This is a genomic window from Agrobacterium tumefaciens (assembly GCA_025559845.1).
In the GTDB taxonomy this organism is placed as follows: domain Bacteria; phylum Pseudomonadota; class Alphaproteobacteria; order Rhizobiales; family Rhizobiaceae; genus Agrobacterium.
Map to the genome: position 1 here is coordinate 241,197 of CP048470.1, position 17,202 is coordinate 258,398.

The following is a 17,202-nucleotide window of genomic DNA, read 5'->3' on the forward strand; positions in this document are numbered from 1 at the left end:
GACAAACTCGCTCCTTCAGAGAACCGTAGAGGCCGACCGGGGGTCCGGCTCAGCGTGTTTCAGGGGTTAGCCAACCCTCCTGTAGCGAGCCGATAAAGTGCACGCGAAAGCGTGGATAAAGGGAACTCACTCCGCATCTGCAAAGCAGGCGGAGACAATGGAGGCTTACATGCGCAGGGCAACTTTGTTCGCCGGCTTGGTCGCCGGTTTCAGCACATTCGCATTCAACGCAGCGCAAGCTGTCGAAATCGAATATTGGCAATATGTCTTCGACACACGCGTAAAGGCGATGGACGAGCTCATCGCAGAATTCCAGAAGGCAAATCCTGACATCACCGTCAAACAGGTGACCTTCCCATACGCCGACTATCAGACACGCGTCATTGCCGCCAACATGTCCGGCAATGGCCCTGATGTCATGCAGCTTTTCTATGGCTGGCTCGACAAGTTCGCGGCAGGCGGGATCTTGCAGCCGCTGCCAACCGATGCTTTCCCGCACGACAAGATCGAAAGCGACTTCTTCCCGATCGTCAGCGCCATGAAGCGTGGCGATGACTATTACGGCCTTCCGACAGCGGTTCGCTCGCTTGCCCTTTTCTACAACAAGAAGCTGTTCACGGAAGCAGGTCTTGATCCTGCCAACCCTCCGAAAACACTGGATGAATTTGTTGCGGCTGCAGAAAAGATCGCCAAGCACGATGCAGCAGGTAACCTCACCGTCGCAGGCTCGACGCTCGACATGGGTGGCCAGGATCACCAATGGTGGCGTGAGGTGCTGATCCGCCAATATGGTGGGGAACCCTACACCGACAACGACCAGAAGGTTACCTACAACAGCGAGGCCGGTGTTCAGGCGCTTAAATTCTACACGAGCCTGCAGCTTGAAAAGAAGATCGGTCAGGCCGGTTTCATGGATGAAGGCCAGGCCGCCTTCCGGGCCGGAAAAGCGGGAATGACGATCGACGGTACGTTCCGTCTTGGCTCCTTCCGGACCATCAAGGACTTCGAATGGGGCGTCACCGAGCTTCCCACCAACGACAAGAACATCCGCTCTAACTACGCCAGCTACTTCGCAAACGGCATCAGCGCCAAAACGACCGGCGAAGAACTGGAAGCCTCGAAGAAATTCCTCGCTTATATCTCCTCGCCCGAGGCCATGGCGATCTGGCTGAAGACCGTGGGGGAACTGCCTGCCCGACGTGAAGCGGCGTTGACCGAGCAAAACCTGAAAGACCCGGTTTATGCGCCGTTCCTGAAGGGTCTTGAATACGCGCACACCACGCTCTTCAAGGACGAGGCTGCTCAACGCCAAAACGCGATCGACATGACGAACCGCGTTTTGCTGGAGGGTCAATCGGTTGAGGATTCCATCAAGGCGGCCGCAGAGGCCGAACAGGAAATCATCGACGCGGCCAAACCCTAAGCTGAAGGTCAAGTCATGACAGCGATCGACCAACAGGGGGCGGCATCCGGCCGCCCCGGCGGCTCCTTTGGAGATCGCCTTTCCATGCGCACCAAACGGCTTATCTGGATCTGGAGCTTCCTGGCGATCCCGATCCTGTTTTACAGCGTCATCCGCTTTTATCCGACGCTGCAGGCCTTCTGGCTGTCTTTCACCAACTGGGATCTGCTGCGGCCGGCCAAGTTCATTGGCGTTGCCAACTATGTGAAACTGTTCAAGGACCCGCAGTTCTGGAAGGTCTTCAAGAACACGTTCACCTATCTCATCATCGGCACACCGATCAGCCTGGTTCTGGCCTTTGTCATCGCCTTTTATCTTGACCGTGTCCGCGTTCTGCACGGCTTTATCCGTGCGCTCTATTTCCTTCCCTATCTGACGACAGCTGCGGCAATGGCCTGGGTCTGGCGCTGGTTTTACCAACCACCACCGATCGGCATCATCAATGACGTGCTGGGCCTTATCGGAATTCCGCAGCAGCCTTTCATCCGTTCGACTGACCAGGCTCTCTTCTCGATCATGGTGACGGCCATCTGGGCAGGTCTGGGTTTCCAGATCATCATCTTCATGGCCGGGCTGCGTGCCATTCCGACAACGTTTTATGAGGCTGCGCGCATCGACGGCCTTGGCGAGTGGGCAATCCTGCGCAAGATCACCCTGCCACTGCTCAAACCAACCACGGTCTTTCTCGTGGTATTCTCGTCGATCGGATTTTTGCGCATCTTCGACCAGGTCTACAACATGACCACCAACGACCCGGGCGGTCCGCTCGGATCAACGAAGCCGCTCGTGCTGATGATCTACCAGACGGCGTTCAACTCCTATGCGATGGGCTATGCGGCCGCACAAACGGTCGTCCTGTTCACCATTCTCCTTGCCGTATCGCTGATCCAGCTCTGGGTGCTGAGGGAAAAGAAATGAGCGAAGCACAGCCACTTTCCCACGCCCGTATCCGTCCTGGCCGCATCATCGCATGGACGCTGCTGTTTATTGGCGGCCTGATCATGGTGTCACCGCTGCTTTTCATGTTCTCGACATCGTTGAAAACGGCAGATCAGGTCTACGACCTCAGACTTATTCCGGCTGCGCCAACGCTTTCGAACTATGTCACCGTGATGGCTGACGGACGTTTCCTTCGATGGTTCTTCAACTCGATGCTGGTTGCGATCATCGTGACCCTCTCGAACTGCTTTTTCGACAGTCTGGTTGGCTACACGCTGGCAAAATTCGAGTTCCGTGGACGCTATTTCATCTTCATTGCTATTCTTTCGACGTTGATGATCCCAACGGAGATGCTTGTTATTCCATGGTATCTGATGTCGAGCCAGCTCGGCTGGCTGGATAGCTACTGGGGCATCATGTTCCCGGGCATGATGACGGCATTCGGCACCTTCCTGATGAAGCAGTTCTTCGAGACGGTCCCGAACGATTTCATCGAGGCTGCCAGGGTCGATGGACTGAACGAATTCCAGATCTGGTGGAAGGTTGCCCTGCCTTTGGTAACACCTGCGCTCTCCGCACTTGCCATCTTCACATTCCTTGGCAACTGGACCGCGTTTTTCTGGCCGTTGATCGTCACCACCAGCAAGGAACTCTACACCTTGCCTGTCGGCCTCTCGAGCTTTGCTGTCGAGCAGCAGATCCAGTGGGAAATGATCATGACCGGGGCCGCCATTGCGACCATTCCAACATTGATCGTCTTCATCGTCCTGCAACGCTACATCGTCCGCGGTGTGATGCTGGCGGGCCTGAAAGGATAACATCATGGCCGATACGAACCCGCGCCTTTCCGATACCAGCACGTTTCCAGACGCCGTTTACAAGGAAACAGTGCTTCGCCCCCTGTTCGATGGCGCAAAAAAACATCACGTCGATGGTTTCAGGCGCATTGACCGGGCCCATCTGGTCATGCTGCATGAAACCGGCATACTTGACGCTGAAACCGCCGCAAAAATTGCTGGCGCCCTTGAAGATATCGACAGATCCATTGATCCCTCGAGCCTCATCTATACCGGCGAGGTCGAGGACTTCTTTTTCCTGATCGAGAAAGAACTGAAAGCTAGGATTGGCGTTGATGTGGCCGGGCGACTGCATACGGCCCGCTCTCGAAACGATATTGATCACACACTTTTCAAACTCGGCCTGAAAGAAAAGATCGATGCCCTGATGGTCAAGGCACGTCTTCTTCTGGAAGCACTGATCGACGCCGCAGAGCGGAATGAAAATACGCTGATCGTCGCCTACACGCACGGGCAGCCGGCGCAACCGACGACCTTCGGCCACTATCTTTCTGCAGCCATCGAAGTCCTGACCCGAGACATCGACCGCTTTGCAGAAGCCCGCCGGATTGTCGATCTTTCACCGATGGGCGCTGCGGCAATCACGACGTCGGGCTTTCCAATCGACCGGGCGCGCGTTGCAGAGTTGCTGGGTTTTTCGGCCCCGCTGCGCAACTCCTATTCCTGTATCGCTGCGGTCGATTATACCACAGCAACCTATTCGGCCATGGAACTGATGTTCCTGCATCTTGGGCGGCTTATCCAGGATTTTCAGTTCTGGACGAGTTTCGAGGTTGGCCAGATGTACGTTCCGAATTCGCTCGTGCAGATCTCCTCGATCATGCCGCAAAAGCGCAATCCCGTTCCGATCGAGCACCTGCGCCATCTCGCAAGCCAGACATTCGGCAGGGCACGCACCATGCTCGACGTGATGCACAACACGCCGTTTACCGACATGAATGACAGCGAAGGAGAAACGCAGGGCGTCGGTTACGAGGCTTTCGCCTCGGCTGGGCGTGTGCTTGATCTCCTTGCAAGCCTCATCGGCAAGATCAGCATCGATCCTGAACGGGTCGATCAGAACATCCGCCGCTCCTGCATCACCATCACCGAACTTGCAGATTCACTCGTGCGCATTGAGGGCCTTTCGTTCCGCCAGGCTCATGAAATTGCTGCTACGGTCGCCAAAAGTGTCGTCGCCTTGAAGGGCGATCTGCCCACTGACGGCTATCCTCCATTCCAGAAAGCCTTCGGGGAGCTGGCAGGTCACGACACGACGGTCGACGAAACGACATTCAGAAACATCGTGTCGCCTGAGCACTTCGTCGCCGTTCGCAGCCGTTTCGGTGGCCCGGCCCCGGCCCCTATGCGCGAGGCAATCGCGGTCTATCGTGAAAAGCTTGGTGCGCTTGCTGCCGAGGCCCAAAAGTTCGCAGATCACGAAGCGGCGAAAGCCACTGAACTCACCGAGAAATTTACCGCCCTGACGGGAGCGCGATAATGGCGACAATCGAACTCAATCAAATCGTAAAGCGCTACGGCAAGGTCGAGGCGGTCAAGGGCATTGATCTTGCCATCGAGGATGGGGAATTCGTCGTTTTCGTCGGTCCATCCGGATGCGGAAAATCGACGACGCTCAGGATGATCGCCGGGCTCGAAGAAATTTCTGCGGGAACGCTGAAGATTGGCGGCAATGTCGTCAACGAGAAGGAACCAAAGCAGCGCAATATCGCGATGGTGTTCCAGAATTACGCGATATACCCACATATGACCGTGCGCCAGAACATTGGCTTCGGTCTCTACACCTCAAAGCTCGACAGCGCGGAAAAAAACCGGCGCATCGAAGAGGCCGGACGCGTTCTCGGCCTTGAAGCACTGCTTGACCGCCGGCCCGCCGCGTTGTCGGGCGGCCAAAGGCAACGTGTGGCGATCGGGCGTGCCATGGTGCGTGATCCCTCTGCCTTCCTGTTCGATGAGCCACTGTCCAATCTCGATGCGCAGCTCAGATCACAAATGCGTATAGAGATCAAACGCTTGCATCAACGTCTTAAGACTACCACTGTCTATGTGACACATGACCAGGTGGAGGCCATGACGATGGCCGACAGGATCGTTGTGATGAAAGACGGGCATATCCTGCAGGTCGGTACGCCATCTGAACTTTACGAGAAACCGGTCGATGTCTTTACGGCGCGGTTTATCGGCAGTCCGTCAATGAACCTGCTGCAGGGGACGCGCAGAGCCGACGGCATGACGCTTTCAGCCACGGGTGACCTTCTGATCGGCATACGCCCTCATGATCTTCTGGTTGGTGATAACGGAGAGGCGCAGAGCGCATTTTCCATCGAGGGTACGGTCACGGCGGTCGAGCCTCTCGGCCCTGAAACGCTTGTCCATCTGGATACATCGACCAGTTCGGTCATCGCGACGGCCCACGGCAAATCGATACCTGCTGTCGGTAGCCAGCTCCGATGCCACGCGGAAAAGGGTTCTCTTTATCTGTTCGATACCAAAACGGAAAAGCTTGTGGACCGTGCATGATGGCGAGTGTCACACGTAAGTCTGCGATTATCAGTGTTGGTCGCATCTATTGCGACCTTGTCTTCACCGGGCTCGATGCGATGCCCATTCTTGGCCGGGAGACATTTGCAAACGATATGGAGATGGTGGCCGGCGGCGGTGCATTCATTGCTGCGGCTCATTTCGCGCATATTGGCCGCGACGTTGCGTTACTGGCAAGGCTCGGGACCGATACCTTCTCCAGCGCCATCGGCAAACAGATGGGTGATCACCGCATCGACCTGCAATTCCTGGAGCATGCAGCGGACGCCGGTCCGCAAGTGACTGTTGCGACGGTTGTCGGGCATGACCGGGCATTCCTGACGCATCGTGCAGGACCAGCACGGCCATCGACCCTTAATGCAGCATTTGCCTGGGAAAAGGCATGCCATCTCCACATTGCCGAGTTCGCAACCCTCAACGAAATCCCCGATCTCGTTGCCCGCGCGAAGGAGAACGGCCTTACCGTCTCGCTCGATCCGAGCTGGGATGCCTCACTGATCTATAGCAAGGGCCTCGTCGCGGCCTGTGACGGCGTCGACGTCTTCCTACCGAACCTTGAGGAAGCAGAAGCCATCACCGGAAAAGCCGACCCTCGCGAGGCAATTGATGCCCTATCATCCGCATTTCCCGTTGTTGCGCTGAAGGGCGGCGCTCAAGGGGCATGGCTGTCATCGGATCGCAATGTTTTCCACGCGGCCGCCCGCAACGTTCCGGTCATCGACACGACCGGCGCCGGTGACGCTTTCAATGCTGGCTTCCTTGACGCCTGGCTCAGCCGTGAAAGCCCGCAACAATGCCTTGAAGCCGGCATCGAGGCCGGCAGCCTCGCTGTTCAGGCCATGGGAGGCGCACCGAGGGTCCATCGCGCGGCCTGATTGTCTGACCGCTTATTCTCCGCGTGGAAAACGCTGATTTTCTTCCAGCACGTTGAGATCCATGTGGTTGCGCATGTAGCGTTCGGATGCCTTTTGCAACGGCTGGTAATCCCAGGGGTAATAGGCACCGTTTCGCAACGCCTTGTAGACCACCCAGCGCCTTGCCTGGCTTTCCCGCACCGATGCGTCGAAGGATGCAAGGTTCCAGCGTTCGTTGATCTGTGAGCTAATCCTTTTGACGACCGCCGCATGTTCCGGATCATCGGCAAGATTGACCCGTTCATCGGGGTCCTGAATGAGATCGAACAGCAAGGGTGGATCGGCCTCACAGACAGTGAGCTTAAAGCGACCGTCCCGGATGGCGACTAGCGGTGCGATCGATCCTTCTGCGGCATATTCCATCGGCACTGGACCACGCACGCCCGTGCCAGCGACGACGCCGGAGAGGTCTTCGCCGTCCGTCCATTGTTTCAGCGAAGCCATATCGAGGCCAGCCAGCCCGCACAGCGTCGGTGTGACGTCGAGCGTTGAAACCGGTGCATCGATGAGCGCAGGTTTCCATCCGGGAGCCGCGACCATCAAGGGTACCCGCGAAGATCCCTCGAAAAAACACATCTTGAACCAGAGGCCGCGCTCGCCAAGCATATCCCCGTGATCGGAGAGGAACAGGATGATGGTGTCGTCATCCATGCGAGTGCGCTTCAATACATCAAGGATATCGCCGATTTTCTCATCGACATAGGAGATATTGGCGAAATAACCACGGCGTGCGCTACGCACCTGCTCATCCGTAATGTCGAATGCTGAGTGATCGCAGGCTTCGAGCAGGCGCTTCGAATGCGGGTCCTGCTGCTCGAATGGCAAGGCACCGGCCTTCGGATCAAGAGCCGGGCAATCTTCATAGAGATCCCAGAATTTCCGCCGCGCGACATATGGGTCATGCGGATGCGTGAAGCTGACTGTCAGGCACCACGGGCGGTCATCAAGCTTACGCGAGAGGTCATAGAGCTTGCGGGTCGCGTGATAGGCGACCTCATCGTCATATTCCATCTGGTTGGTGATTTCGGCGACCCCTGCCCCCGTCACCGAACCGAGATTATGGTACCACCAGTCGATCCGCTCGCCGGGCTTCGTATAGTCGGGCGTCCAGCCAAAATCCGCCGGATAAATGTCCGTTGTCAGACGTTCTTCAAAACCATGTAGCTGATCAGGTCCGACAAAATGCATCTTTCCCGAGAGCCCGGTGTAATAACCTGCGGCCCGCAGATGATGTGCGTAGGTCGGAATGTCTGAGGCGAATTCGGCTGCGTTGTCGTACACACGGGTGCGGCTCGGCAACTGCCCGGACATGAACGAGGCGCGCGCCGGCGCGCACAACGGGCTTGCCGTATAGGTGTTGGCGAAACGCACAGAGCGTTCCGCCAGGGCCTTCAGATGCGGGGCATGCAGAAAATCGGCCGGCCCGTCAGGGAACAATGTTCCGTTGAACTGGTCGACCATGAGGATCAGGATATTCGGACGCGTCATGAAATGATGGTTCCTGTCAGAGGCCGAGCTTGGCCTTGACCGCGTCCGCGCCCGGCTTGCCATCGAACGTGGTAACACCCGTCATCCAGCCGTCGAGCGCCGTCGCATTGGCTTTGAGCCAGCTTGTCGCAGCAGCCTTTGCGTCTTCACCGCCGAGGATCGAACCCATCAGGGTGTTTTCCATTCCGATTTCGAATTTCAGATTTTTGAAAAGGCTCGCGGCATTCGGGCACTGCTGTGCCCATCCGGTCCTCGCCAGCGTATAGACTTCAGCGCCGCCGAAATTCGCTCCGAAATAGGCGTCGCCACCCGACAGATAGGAGATCTCGATCTTCTCATTCATGGGATGGGGCGCCCAGGCGAGGAAAACGACACCCTTCTCCTGTTTGCCGGCACGTTCTACCTGGGCAAGCATGGCCTGCTCTCCGGATTCGACCAATTGCCAGCCCTTCAGACCAAAATCATTGGCATCGATCATCTTCTGGATATTCTGGTTTGCCGGAGCACCCGGCTCGATGCCGTAGATCTTGCTTTCGAACTCATCTGCGTGTTTGGCGAGGTCGGCAAAATCTTTCACACCCTTCTTGGCCATATAGGCGGGCACCGCGAGCGTAAACTTTGCACCTTCGAGGTTCTTCGTCATCACCTCGGCCGCTTTTGCAGCATTCAGGTCATCGACGAAGGATTTCTGGGCCGGCATCCAGTTGCCCAGGAAGACGTCGATCTCGCCGTTTTTCATGGCCTGATAGCCGATCGGAACCGAGAGCGTCTTGACATCGGCTTCATAGCCGAGCGCGTCCAGAAGAACGGCTGCAACACCGTTGGTCGCGGTAATATCCGTCCAGCCTGGATCGCTCATGCGGACCGTCTTGCAGGCAGCATCATCGGCGGCCTGAACGGTCGTGGAGAAAGCAGCCACACAGAAAAAGACACCCGTGGCAATCCTGTTCATGCGAGAGATGGTTTTCATTGGAGTTCCCCAGTTATTAGAGATATTTATTGAACAACAGCAGCGAACTTGCTGTGAAGCCAGTAATTTTCGATATTTCACATAAGGATATTTTATGTCAGAGAGACCGCTCGATCTAGGGTGGATGCGCATCTTCTGCGAAGTCGTGCGCCGCGGCAGTCTGACATCGGCGGCCGAAAACCTTGGATTGACACAGCCTGCTGTCAGCTACCAGATCCGCAAGATCGAGGACGAACTGCAGACAGCGCTACTTAGACGAAAGCATCGCGGCATAGAACTGACCGCAGATGGCAAACGCCTTTTCGAGATCGTTTCGAACAACGTCGATGCCGTCGATCTCTTTACGCAGCAACTGCGTCGCAAGAGCGAGCGGCCATCGATCCGGGTCCACACCGATTACGCCTTTTCCTCACTCTGGCTCATTCCCCGCATGCACGCCTTCCGCGCCGTCGATCCAGATATCAATATCCAGATCGTCGCGACCCAGAACCCGCTGCGGCAGGGAAAAGACGACGGCGATGTAATGGTGATTTTCGGTTCACGCGCCGAAGCCGGTGAAGGTGCGGTCCTGCTTGTCTCGGAGAAGATCGCACCCGTCTGCGCTCCTGCCTATCTGCAAAAGGCAGGGGCTGATACGGATCCGCGAGCCTTGTCTCGTCACAAGCTCATCCATCTGGAAAACACCTCGCCAACACAGTGGTTCGACTGGAGAACCTATTTTAGCCGTTTCGGCGTCGAACGGCAGGCCGCCATGGAACAGGGCGACCTGACCTTCAACAACTATTCCATGGTGGTACAGGCGGCGGTCGGGGAACAGGGACTAGCGATCGGATGGGCGGGCCTTGTCGATCCCCTTGTTGATGCAGGCGTTCTCGTTATTGCGGGCCCTGCCCTTGATGCGCCTGACCGGGGATATTGGCTCGTAAAACCGAAACGCCAGGATGGACCTGTCCGGACCTTGACGAGCTGGCTTGTTGGCCAGGCGCGATAACGCCGCTCCCGATCAGGGAGCGGCGCCTCTCAAATGCTTCTGGTCTTCAGATGGGGTAATGCAGTGGCCCGTCCTGAAGCGTGACCCAGCGCAGTTCAGTGAATTCGGCAATGCCCGCAGTCCCGCCAAAGCGGCCGTAACCGGATGCCTTTACGCCACCGAACGGCATCTGTGCCTCGTCGTGCACGGTTGGACCGTTAATATGGCAGATGCCGCTTTCGATCCGCCCGGCGATCTGAAGGGCCCTCGCCTGGTCGCGACCAAAAATTGCGGCAGAAAGACCGAATTCCGTTTCGTTTGCGATACTGACAGCTTCATCAACGCTTGTGGCACGAATGATGGAAACGACCGGACCAAAGCTCTCTTCCGAGTAAAGCCGCATTGCTGGCGTCACACCGTCGACGGCGAGTGCATCGAGCATCGTGCCGCTTCCGCTGCCTCCGGCAACGAGTTTCGCCCCCTTGGAAACGGCATCGTCAACGAGGGTGCGAATACGGGCGGCGGCCTCAGCGCTGACGAGCGAACCGAGCGGCGTCTTGCCTTCACGCGGATCGCCCGCCTTCAGCGTCTCGACCTTCTTGGCAAACGCACTGACGAATGTGTCGGCAACGGAATCGAGCACGATGATACGTTCCGTCGACATGCAGATCTGCCCTTGGTTCATGAAGGCACCGAAGGCAGCAGCGGCGACGGCAGCATCGATATCGGCGTCATCAAGAACGATGAAGGGCGCCTTGCCGCCAAGTTCCAGAAGCGCAGGTTTGAGATAACGGCCGGCAGTCTCGGCAATGACGCGGCCGACGCGAGTCGATCCGGTAAAATTGACCCGTCTGACAGCTGGATGAGCGATTAGTGTTTCGACGATCTTCGCAGCATCTTCGGGTGCGTTGGAGACGGCATTCAAAACACCCTTCGGCAGTCCGGCCGAAGCTACGGCCTCAACGATCAGAGCGTGGGTGCGCGGGCACAGTTCCGAGGTTTTCATGACCACGGTATTTCCGCACGCGAGCGGCGTGGCGAGTGAGCGAACACCGAGAATGACGGGCGCATTCCAGGGTGCCATCGAAAGGACGACGCCAACCGGCTGGCGCAAAGCCATCGCCATAGTCCCCGGCCGGTTGGAGGGAATGACCTCTCCCTTGATCTGCGTTGTCAGGCTCGCTGCCTCAACCAGCATGTCACTTGCGAGCTTAACGTTGAAGCCTGCCCAGGCATCCGTCGCACCAATTTCTTCCTTCATCGCGTCGGTAATGGCGGGTCCTGCAGCGCGAAGAGCCTCGGCGGCGGCCAGAAGCAGGCGACGGCGTTCACCGGGAGGCGTTGCCGACCAGACAGGAAAGGCGGCCGCAGCCGCGTCAGCCGCAAGCACCGCATCATCAAGGGTTGCAGCGGCCGCACTGGTCGCGATGTCACCGGTGATGGGGTTGGCCCGCTCGAAGCGTTTGCCGTCACCTGCAGGGCGATGTTCGCCAGCGATGAAGAGATTGATGGATTGCATAATCATTCCTCCTGAATTCAATTGACAGCGGCGGTCGTACCGCCAAGAAACGCCCGCTGGACCGCCGGGTCGGCAGAGAGGCTTTCGGCCGAACCAGCTCCGACAACACGTCCGGCTTCGAGCAAATAACCGCGATCGGCAAGGGCAAGGCTCTCACGCACATTCTGCTCCACAAGAAGGATCGCCAGCCCGGTGGCACGGATCTGGGCAAGAGCAGCGAAAAGCTCCTGAGTCACGATTGGCGCAAGACCGAGGCTTGGTTCATCAAGCAACAGGTAATTGGGAGATGACATCAGCGCGCGACCGATCGCCACCATCTGCTGTTCGCCACCGGACATCGTTCCGGCGATCTGGCCACGGCGTTCTGCAAGCCGCGGAAAGAGTGCGAAAACGCTGTCACGTGTTTTGGCCTCAAGGCCGCGGGCATGTGAGGGATTGGCACCAAGGCGAAGGTTTTCCTCGACCGTCAGAGCCGGGAATATGCCCCGCCCCTCAGGCACGACTGCGACGCCGTGGTCGACAATCGCGTGGGCTGGAATGGTGGCGAGCGAGTTATTGTCGACGCGAACATCACCGGAGGCCGGTTTGACAAGGCCGGCAATTGCTTTCAGCAACGACGACTTGCCGGCACCATTTGCGCCGAGAAGTACGACGGTTTCCCCCCGCGCAACGCTTAAACTTACCCCGTCCACGGCAAGATGTTTGCCATAACGGATTGTCAGGGTGTCGATCTCAAGCATGGGCCACTCCGAGATAGGCTGAAATCACGTTGGGATCGTCGAGGACGGTAGACGTCGGACCATCTGCAATCTTGCGGCCTGCCGCCATGACAACGGACCGGGAGCAGAGTGCGCGCACGGCCGCCATGATATGTTCTACAAGCAGGATGGTCGTTCCTTCACGCGAGAGTTGACGGATCAGTTCAATTCCCTCCGTCAGTTCTGTCGGATTAAGGCCAGCAAGCCATTCATCGAGCAACAGCAACTTCGGCTCGCCTGCAAGTGCGCGCGCAAGTTCCAGCCGTTTCTGATCGATATAGGTCAGGTCGCCGGCGTTGATGTGCTCGCGGCCCGCAAGGCCTATCCGCTTCAGGCATTGACGGGCAACATCCTCTGCGTCGGCTCTGGAAAGCTGGCGCGGACCGAAGACGGCGGAAACGGCGACATTCTCCAGCAATGAGAGGGACGGCAGCAGTCGCACGAGCTGGAAGGTGCGTGCCACGCCTGAGCGGGCAATCAGATCCGGTCGCATACCACCCGTCTCCTTGCCGTCCAGACGGATCGAGCCCTCCGTCGGCTTCAGAGCGCCAGAAATGAGGTTCATCAGCGTCGTCTTGCCTGAACCATTTGGACCGAGCAGCCCGACAACCTCACCCGGGGCGATGGAGAAGCTTAGCCCGTCCACGGCTTTCAGCCCGCCAAATGTCTTGCGTATCTCTTTTATCTCGAGAACGGGCGTCATGCGCGCGCCTCCTTCCTGCGGATTTTCTCTATTGCAGCCAAGACGCCATCGGGCAGAGCAAAAACGATGATGATGAAAAGGAGGCCGAGAATGATCGAGAAGTGGTTCGGGAAGTTTGCCCCTAGCCATTCGAACAGAAGGAAGAGTGGAACCGCACCCAGAATCGGTCCCCAACGACGGTTTGCGCCGCCAAGAAGCGCCATGATGACGGTCAGGAACGAGACCTGCGGGTTAAAGACGATGGCTGGCTCTATGTAGACCCAGCGCGGTGCCTGGATCGCACCGACCAGCGTAATGATCGTCGCGGAGAGCACAAAGAGGGTCAGCTTGGCTCGCGCCAGATTGATGCCGGCATGCTGGGCAACCACCTCATCATCACCGATTGCTTTGAGGGCAAGACCAAGCCTGCTGCGTTCGATAAGAGCTGCAAGGAGGAGGGTCACAACGGCGAGCGCAAGAAGCTGCCACAGGACATGCTGGGGTTCGATCGGCAGGAAAATGTAGCGGCCGAGCGTACCGGTCAGATTGACCTCATACCAGGTTATGAGCTGACGGATAAGTTCAGCGAGACCGAAGGAGAAAATCACGAAATAAATGCCTGCAACACGAAGCGTCGAAAGGCCGACGACCAGTGCGAGCCCTGCCCCAACGAGCGCGGCGCAAATGAGAACGAGTGGCCAGGCAAGAACTTCGCTCAGAACAGCGACCGTGTAGGCGCCGACACCGAAGAAGGCGACGGTGGCAAGGGAGACGTAGCGTGTCGGGCCGGAGAACATGGCCCAGGCCGAAGCGAGCGTTGCGTAACCGAGGAGACCGACGATCACACCGACACCATAGGCATCGAAGAAGAAGGGTGAGAGAGCGAGAAGGGCAACAACTATGGCGGAGATGACGAGCGCGATCATTTGCCTCTCCTTGCAAAGATGCCTTCCGGCCGCCAGAGCAGGACAGCAAGGAACAGAGCGTAAGTTGCGGCAAGTGTCAGCCCGGGATCGACATAAACAAGCACGAAGGTTTCCACGAGACCGAGCAGCAGACCGGCAACAAGCGCACCAAGCAGGTTGCCGACACCACCCATGATAACCACGACAAGTGCTTTCATGGTGAAGACCACGCCATAGGAGGCAGAGAACGTCTGGTACATCGAAATCATGACGCCGCCTGCAACCGCCAACGCGCCACCAAGCGCAAATCCGGAACGGGCGATACGGTTGACGTCGATGCCGACAAGTGGCGCAGAGCGCGGAGCAAGGGCGACGGCGCGCAGGTTCAGGCCCCAGCGGCTATGTGTCAATGCGAGATAAAGCCCCCCACCGATCACCACGGACAGAACGAAGGACAGCACCCTGTTGAGGGCAACAGTTATTCCGAAGATGTCGACGCCTTCAGTCAGATAGGAATAGGAGTGATAATTGCCGCCAAAGACGACGAGCATGACGCCCTGGATGACAAACAGCAGGCCGAAGGTTGCCAGAATGGAATCGACTTCGAGACGGCCGCTCCCGCCTGAGCGGTGCACAAGCGGACGCATCATGACCTGATAGACGGCAAACGAAAATACGTAACCGGCCGGGGCTGCGATCAAAAGCGCGATGAGGGGCGAAATACCGAAGCCGGAAAAAAGGACGAAAGTCAGGAAGGCGGCGGCAATCAGGACTTCGCCATAAGCGAGGTTCATGATGCGCGCGATGCCATATTGCAGCGAAAGTCCAAGCGCGATGAGCGCATAGGTCCCGCCCAGCATCAAGCCGAAGACGAGGGTGGATAAAAACACGAGAAATTTCTCCACTATACAGGAGTAGCGGGCATCGGGAGCCGGTGCTTGAAGACACCGGCTCACGGTAAAAGATTACCAGTTGGGCTTCGGGACGACCGGTTTTGCGGCACCGGTTCGATCAGTCGGCGCGATGGCGACGAAACGGTCACCCTGCCACTGTCCGGCCCACCAGAGCTGGCGAAGCTGGTTGTCCTCAAGCTTGACCGGACCGATGACCGTATCGAATTCGCCGGTCGACAGTTCTTTTGCCACCGCAGCCTTGTCCAGGCCGACACGCTTTACCGACTGCGCGAGCATTTCGAGGCTGGCATAGGTGATGGCACTTGCCCAGCTATCGGGTTTCGCACCGATGAACGCTTCATGGCGCTTGAAGTAATCGGCGATCTTGTCGCTCGTTCCGTCGACACCGCCAATGCTGATAACGCCTTCATGTTTTCCGTCCGAAACTTTCGGGAAAATCGGGAAGGCACCGCCAACACCAACGTAGAAAACCTTGGGATTGAATTTGTTGGTCTGCGCCTGCTTTGTCACCGCAAAGCTGTCCGGCGGATATGAAAAGGCAATGAAGCTATCTGCGCCACTTGCGGCGGCTTCATTGACGAGCGCCGCGAAATCCGACGTGCCGACCGGGTATGTCTTGTCGTAGGCCAGTGTGAAACCCGCCTCCTTCAAGGCCGGGCGTGCCGCCTTGATAAGATCGATCCCGAAACCGTCAGCAACAGAAATCACCGCGACCTTGTCGTTGATCTGTCCCGCATCGCGCGCTGCCTTGAGAACGCCCGCGAGCGAATTGGCATAGTCATGCCCGCCGCCAAGCATCCAGAAGCTTTTCTTCCAGCGTGCGGCAAACTCAGGCGCCTTGTCGGTCACGCCGGTGACCGCAAGCTGCGGGTAACCGAAGCGATCATAAAGTGGCGCCACAGCGAGGTTAAACCCGGTCCCCCAGGGCGGCAGCAGAAAGTCGACCTTGTCCTGGCTGGCCAGACGCTCGGTCGAACGAACCGCATCTTCGGCAGAGGAGCGGTCATCATATTCGACGACCTCAATGGGAAGACGTGATCCGTCGGGAAGCGTCAAACCGCCCGCATCGTTCACTTCCTTGACCCAGAGCTTGTAGTTCGGAATGGTCGTGATGCCTGCTCCGGTCGCGTTGGCACCACTTTTAGACACGGCATAGCCGATCTTTACAGACGTGCGGTCTTGCGCGTGGCTCAGCGACGGCGTGATAGCCGAAACGGCAATACCGGACAGCAGGCAGAACAGCGTTCTGCGCTTCAAAATAGTCATGATTTTCCTCCCAAGCGCGTCTCTGAAGGTAGCCGGCTCCTCCCCGGCATCCTTGTGCGCTGCTCAAAGTTTAACAGCGACAAGGCGATATAAAATGCACTAGTGTATCCCATTATTGTACTTTTGGAGCTACACGATGCCAACATCGTTCCCTATGCCGTCGCTCCGGTCACAAATGATCGAGGCCAGAATTCTGGCACCTGCACTGAGGATTTCGGAATTTCGCCTTGAGGCAAATGCAGCCCACCTTCTGATCCTTTCATCAGGAGAAGCGGAGATCATTCGTGACGAGGCGCAGATGACGGTCCAGGCCTCCGAAATGATCTGGCTACCCTCTGGCGGGGCCGGCCGTTTAAGGCTTAATGCGGGGAGCAGAGGCACGTGGCTGAAGGCAACGGAAATCGGGCTTGCCCACGCAATGCCAACTGGCACCAGCGCCATGGCGGTGCGCGAAACCTTGCAGCGTGTGCTGAAACAGAGCCTGTCCGACAAAGACCGGCGAGAACTGACAAACTATCTTGAGACGATCTCGACGGAAGGTTTTCAACCTGCAACCGGTTCAGACAGTATCATCACCAGCCTCTTGAGTGTCATTCTTATCCGCCTCTGCCAGCAGGCGATTGTCAATCTCACCAGTGCAACGACGTCGACGAGCAGTATTGTCGAGCGTTTCGTATTGCTTGTGGCGCAGCATAAGCGCGATCAGTTGACGGTCGAAACCTGTGCAGAAAAGCTTGGCACCAGCCGCGAGCGGCTCGGCGCTGCCATCCGTAAGGCGACGGGCTTATCGCCGCAGCACTACATTCACCGCGAACTGCTTTCGGAGGCGAAAGACCTTCTCGTCAATTCATCACTACAGGTAACGGAAATTGCCTTCCGGCTGGGCTTTCAGGACCCTGGATATTTCAACCGTTTCTTCACCCGCAACGAAGGCACATCACCGGGGCGTTTTCGTCGCAATGCAAGGCGCGCCCAGGACAAGGCGGTTCAGTCCTACGCCGCCTGGCCATGAACGGG

Annotated in this window: 16 protein-coding genes; 8 read left to right on the forward strand and 8 right to left on the reverse strand. The window is 57.6% G+C overall.

The window, feature by feature from the left end:
- Positions 1-157 precede the first annotated feature (157 nt).
- Genes FY156_17670 through FY156_17695 form a run of 6 tightly spaced genes read left to right on the forward strand, consistent with a single transcriptional unit; the run spans position 158 to position 6,674 of the window.
- Entirely contained in the window at positions 158-1,423 is a 1,266-nt protein-coding gene (locus FY156_17670; GenBank protein ID UXS03391.1) for an extracellular solute-binding protein, read from the forward strand.
- Between the two features lie 15 nt (positions 1,424-1,438).
- Positions 1,439-2,380: a sugar ABC transporter permease gene (locus tag FY156_17675; GenBank protein UXS03392.1), complete on the forward strand. Its 942-nt coding sequence runs from the start codon at positions 1,439-1,441 to the stop codon at positions 2,378-2,380.
- Positions 2,377-3,219, forward strand: coding sequence for a carbohydrate ABC transporter permease (locus tag FY156_17680; GenBank protein ID UXS03393.1), 843 nt, complete (start codon positions 2,377-2,379; stop codon positions 3,217-3,219). The genes FY156_17675 and FY156_17680 overlap by 4 nt, the downstream gene beginning before the upstream one ends.
- A 4-nt stretch (positions 3,220-3,223) precedes the next feature.
- Positions 3,224-4,738 (forward strand): argininosuccinate lyase, encoded by a 1,515-nt coding sequence (gene argH, locus FY156_17685; protein UXS03394.1) that lies wholly within the window; start codon positions 3,224-3,226, stop codon positions 4,736-4,738.
- The gene (ugpC, locus tag FY156_17690) at positions 4,738-5,778 is read left to right on the forward strand and encodes a sn-glycerol-3-phosphate ABC transporter ATP-binding protein UgpC (GenBank protein UXS03395.1); all 1,041 of its coding nucleotides are present in this window, start codon (positions 4,738-4,740) and stop codon (positions 5,776-5,778) included. The genes argH and ugpC overlap by 1 nt, the downstream gene beginning before the upstream one ends.
- Entirely contained in the window at positions 5,775-6,674 is a 900-nt protein-coding gene (locus FY156_17695) for a ribokinase (GenBank protein UXS03396.1), read from the forward strand. The genes ugpC and FY156_17695 overlap by 4 nt, the downstream gene beginning before the upstream one ends.
- Before the next feature lie 12 nt (positions 6,675-6,686).
- Here FY156_17695 and betC read toward each other — a convergent pair whose 3' ends face one another.
- Together betC and choX are read right to left on the reverse strand one after the other, a co-directional pair.
- Positions 6,687-8,201 carry a choline-sulfatase gene (betC, locus tag FY156_17700; protein UXS03397.1) on the reverse strand — a complete coding sequence of 505 codons (1,515 nt, stop codon included), beginning with the start codon at positions 8,199-8,201 and terminating at the stop codon, positions 6,687-6,689.
- Between the two features lie 16 nt (positions 8,202-8,217).
- Positions 8,218-9,171 (reverse strand): choline ABC transporter substrate-binding protein, encoded by a 954-nt coding sequence (choX, locus tag FY156_17705; protein UXS03398.1) that lies wholly within the window; start codon positions 9,169-9,171, stop codon positions 8,218-8,220.
- A 94-nt stretch (positions 9,172-9,265) separates the two neighbouring features.
- Between choX and FY156_17710 the strand changes: the two genes are divergently transcribed.
- Complete coding sequence (locus tag FY156_17710) at positions 9,266-10,162, forward strand: LysR family transcriptional regulator (GenBank protein ID UXS03399.1); 897 nt, start codon at positions 9,266-9,268, stop codon at positions 10,160-10,162.
- Between the two features lie 46 nt (positions 10,163-10,208).
- Here FY156_17710 and FY156_17715 read toward each other — a convergent pair whose 3' ends face one another.
- From FY156_17715 to FY156_17740, 6 genes are all read right to left on the reverse strand, one after another.
- Positions 10,209-11,660, reverse strand: a complete 1,452-nt coding sequence (locus FY156_17715) for an aldehyde dehydrogenase (GenBank protein ID UXS03400.1) — start codon at positions 11,658-11,660, stop codon at positions 10,209-10,211.
- A 17-nt stretch (positions 11,661-11,677) separates the two neighbouring features.
- The gene (locus FY156_17720) at positions 11,678-12,400 is read right to left on the reverse strand and encodes an ABC transporter ATP-binding protein (protein UXS03401.1); all 723 of its coding nucleotides are present in this window, start codon (positions 12,398-12,400) and stop codon (positions 11,678-11,680) included.
- A complete protein-coding gene (locus FY156_17725; protein UXS03402.1) occupies positions 12,393-13,121 on the reverse strand; it encodes an ABC transporter ATP-binding protein in 729 nt (242 codons plus the stop codon). The genes FY156_17720 and FY156_17725 overlap by 8 nt, the downstream gene beginning before the upstream one ends.
- Positions 13,118-14,026 (reverse strand): branched-chain amino acid ABC transporter permease, encoded by a 909-nt coding sequence (locus FY156_17730; GenBank protein ID UXS03403.1) that lies wholly within the window; start codon positions 14,024-14,026, stop codon positions 13,118-13,120. The genes FY156_17725 and FY156_17730 overlap by 4 nt, the downstream gene beginning before the upstream one ends.
- On the reverse strand, positions 14,023-14,895 hold the full coding sequence (locus FY156_17735; protein ID UXS03404.1) for a branched-chain amino acid ABC transporter permease: 873 nt from the start codon (positions 14,893-14,895) through the stop codon (positions 14,023-14,025). The genes FY156_17730 and FY156_17735 overlap by 4 nt, the downstream gene beginning before the upstream one ends.
- 75 nt (positions 14,896-14,970) lie before the next feature.
- Positions 14,971-16,185, reverse strand: coding sequence for an ABC transporter substrate-binding protein (locus FY156_17740; GenBank protein UXS03405.1), 1,215 nt, complete (start codon positions 16,183-16,185; stop codon positions 14,971-14,973).
- Positions 16,186-16,339: 154 nt separating this feature from the next.
- Between FY156_17740 and FY156_17745 the strand changes: the two genes are divergently transcribed.
- A complete protein-coding gene (locus FY156_17745; GenBank protein UXS05135.1) occupies positions 16,340-17,197 on the forward strand; it encodes a helix-turn-helix transcriptional regulator in 858 nt (285 codons plus the stop codon).
- Positions 17,198-17,202: the final 5 nt, after the last annotated feature.

Bases quoted from the DNA above. Each gene is read 5' to 3' on its own strand.
- FY156_17680 (UXS03393.1), top strand. From the start codon at position 2,377: ATGAGCGAAGCACAGCCACTTTCCCACGCCCGTATCCGTCCTGGCCGC.
- FY156_17670 (UXS03391.1), top strand. From the start codon at position 158: ATGGAGGCTTACATGCGCAGGGCAACTTTGTTCGCCGGCTTGGTCGCC.
- argH (UXS03394.1), top strand. From the start codon at position 3,224: ATGGCCGATACGAACCCGCGCCTTTCCGATACCAGCACGTTTCCAGAC.
- FY156_17710 (UXS03399.1), top strand. From the start codon at position 9,266: ATGTCAGAGAGACCGCTCGATCTAGGGTGGATGCGCATCTTCTGCGAA.
- FY156_17695 (UXS03396.1), top strand. From the start codon at position 5,775: ATGATGGCGAGTGTCACACGTAAGTCTGCGATTATCAGTGTTGGTCGC.
- FY156_17740 (UXS03405.1), bottom strand. From the start codon at position 16,185: ATGACTATTTTGAAGCGCAGAACGCTGTTCTGCCTGCTGTCCGGTATT.
- FY156_17715 (UXS03400.1), bottom strand. From the start codon at position 11,660: ATGCAATCCATCAATCTCTTCATCGCTGGCGAACATCGCCCTGCAGGT.
- FY156_17725 (UXS03402.1), bottom strand. From the start codon at position 13,121: ATGACGCCCGTTCTCGAGATAAAAGAGATACGCAAGACATTTGGCGGG.
- choX (UXS03398.1), bottom strand. From the start codon at position 9,171: ATGAAAACCATCTCTCGCATGAACAGGATTGCCACGGGTGTCTTTTTC.
- betC (UXS03397.1), bottom strand. From the start codon at position 8,201: ATGACGCGTCCGAATATCCTGATCCTCATGGTCGACCAGTTCAACGGA.
- FY156_17720 (UXS03401.1), bottom strand. From the start codon at position 12,400: ATGCTTGAGATCGACACCCTGACAATCCGTTATGGCAAACATCTTGCC.
- ugpC (UXS03395.1), top strand. From the start codon at position 4,738: ATGGCGACAATCGAACTCAATCAAATCGTAAAGCGCTACGGCAAGGTC.
- FY156_17730 (UXS03403.1), bottom strand. From the start codon at position 14,026: ATGATCGCGCTCGTCATCTCCGCCATAGTTGTTGCCCTTCTCGCTCTC.
- FY156_17745 (UXS05135.1), top strand. From the start codon at position 16,340: ATGCCGTCGCTCCGGTCACAAATGATCGAGGCCAGAATTCTGGCACCT.
- FY156_17675 (UXS03392.1), top strand. From the start codon at position 1,439: ATGACAGCGATCGACCAACAGGGGGCGGCATCCGGCCGCCCCGGCGGC.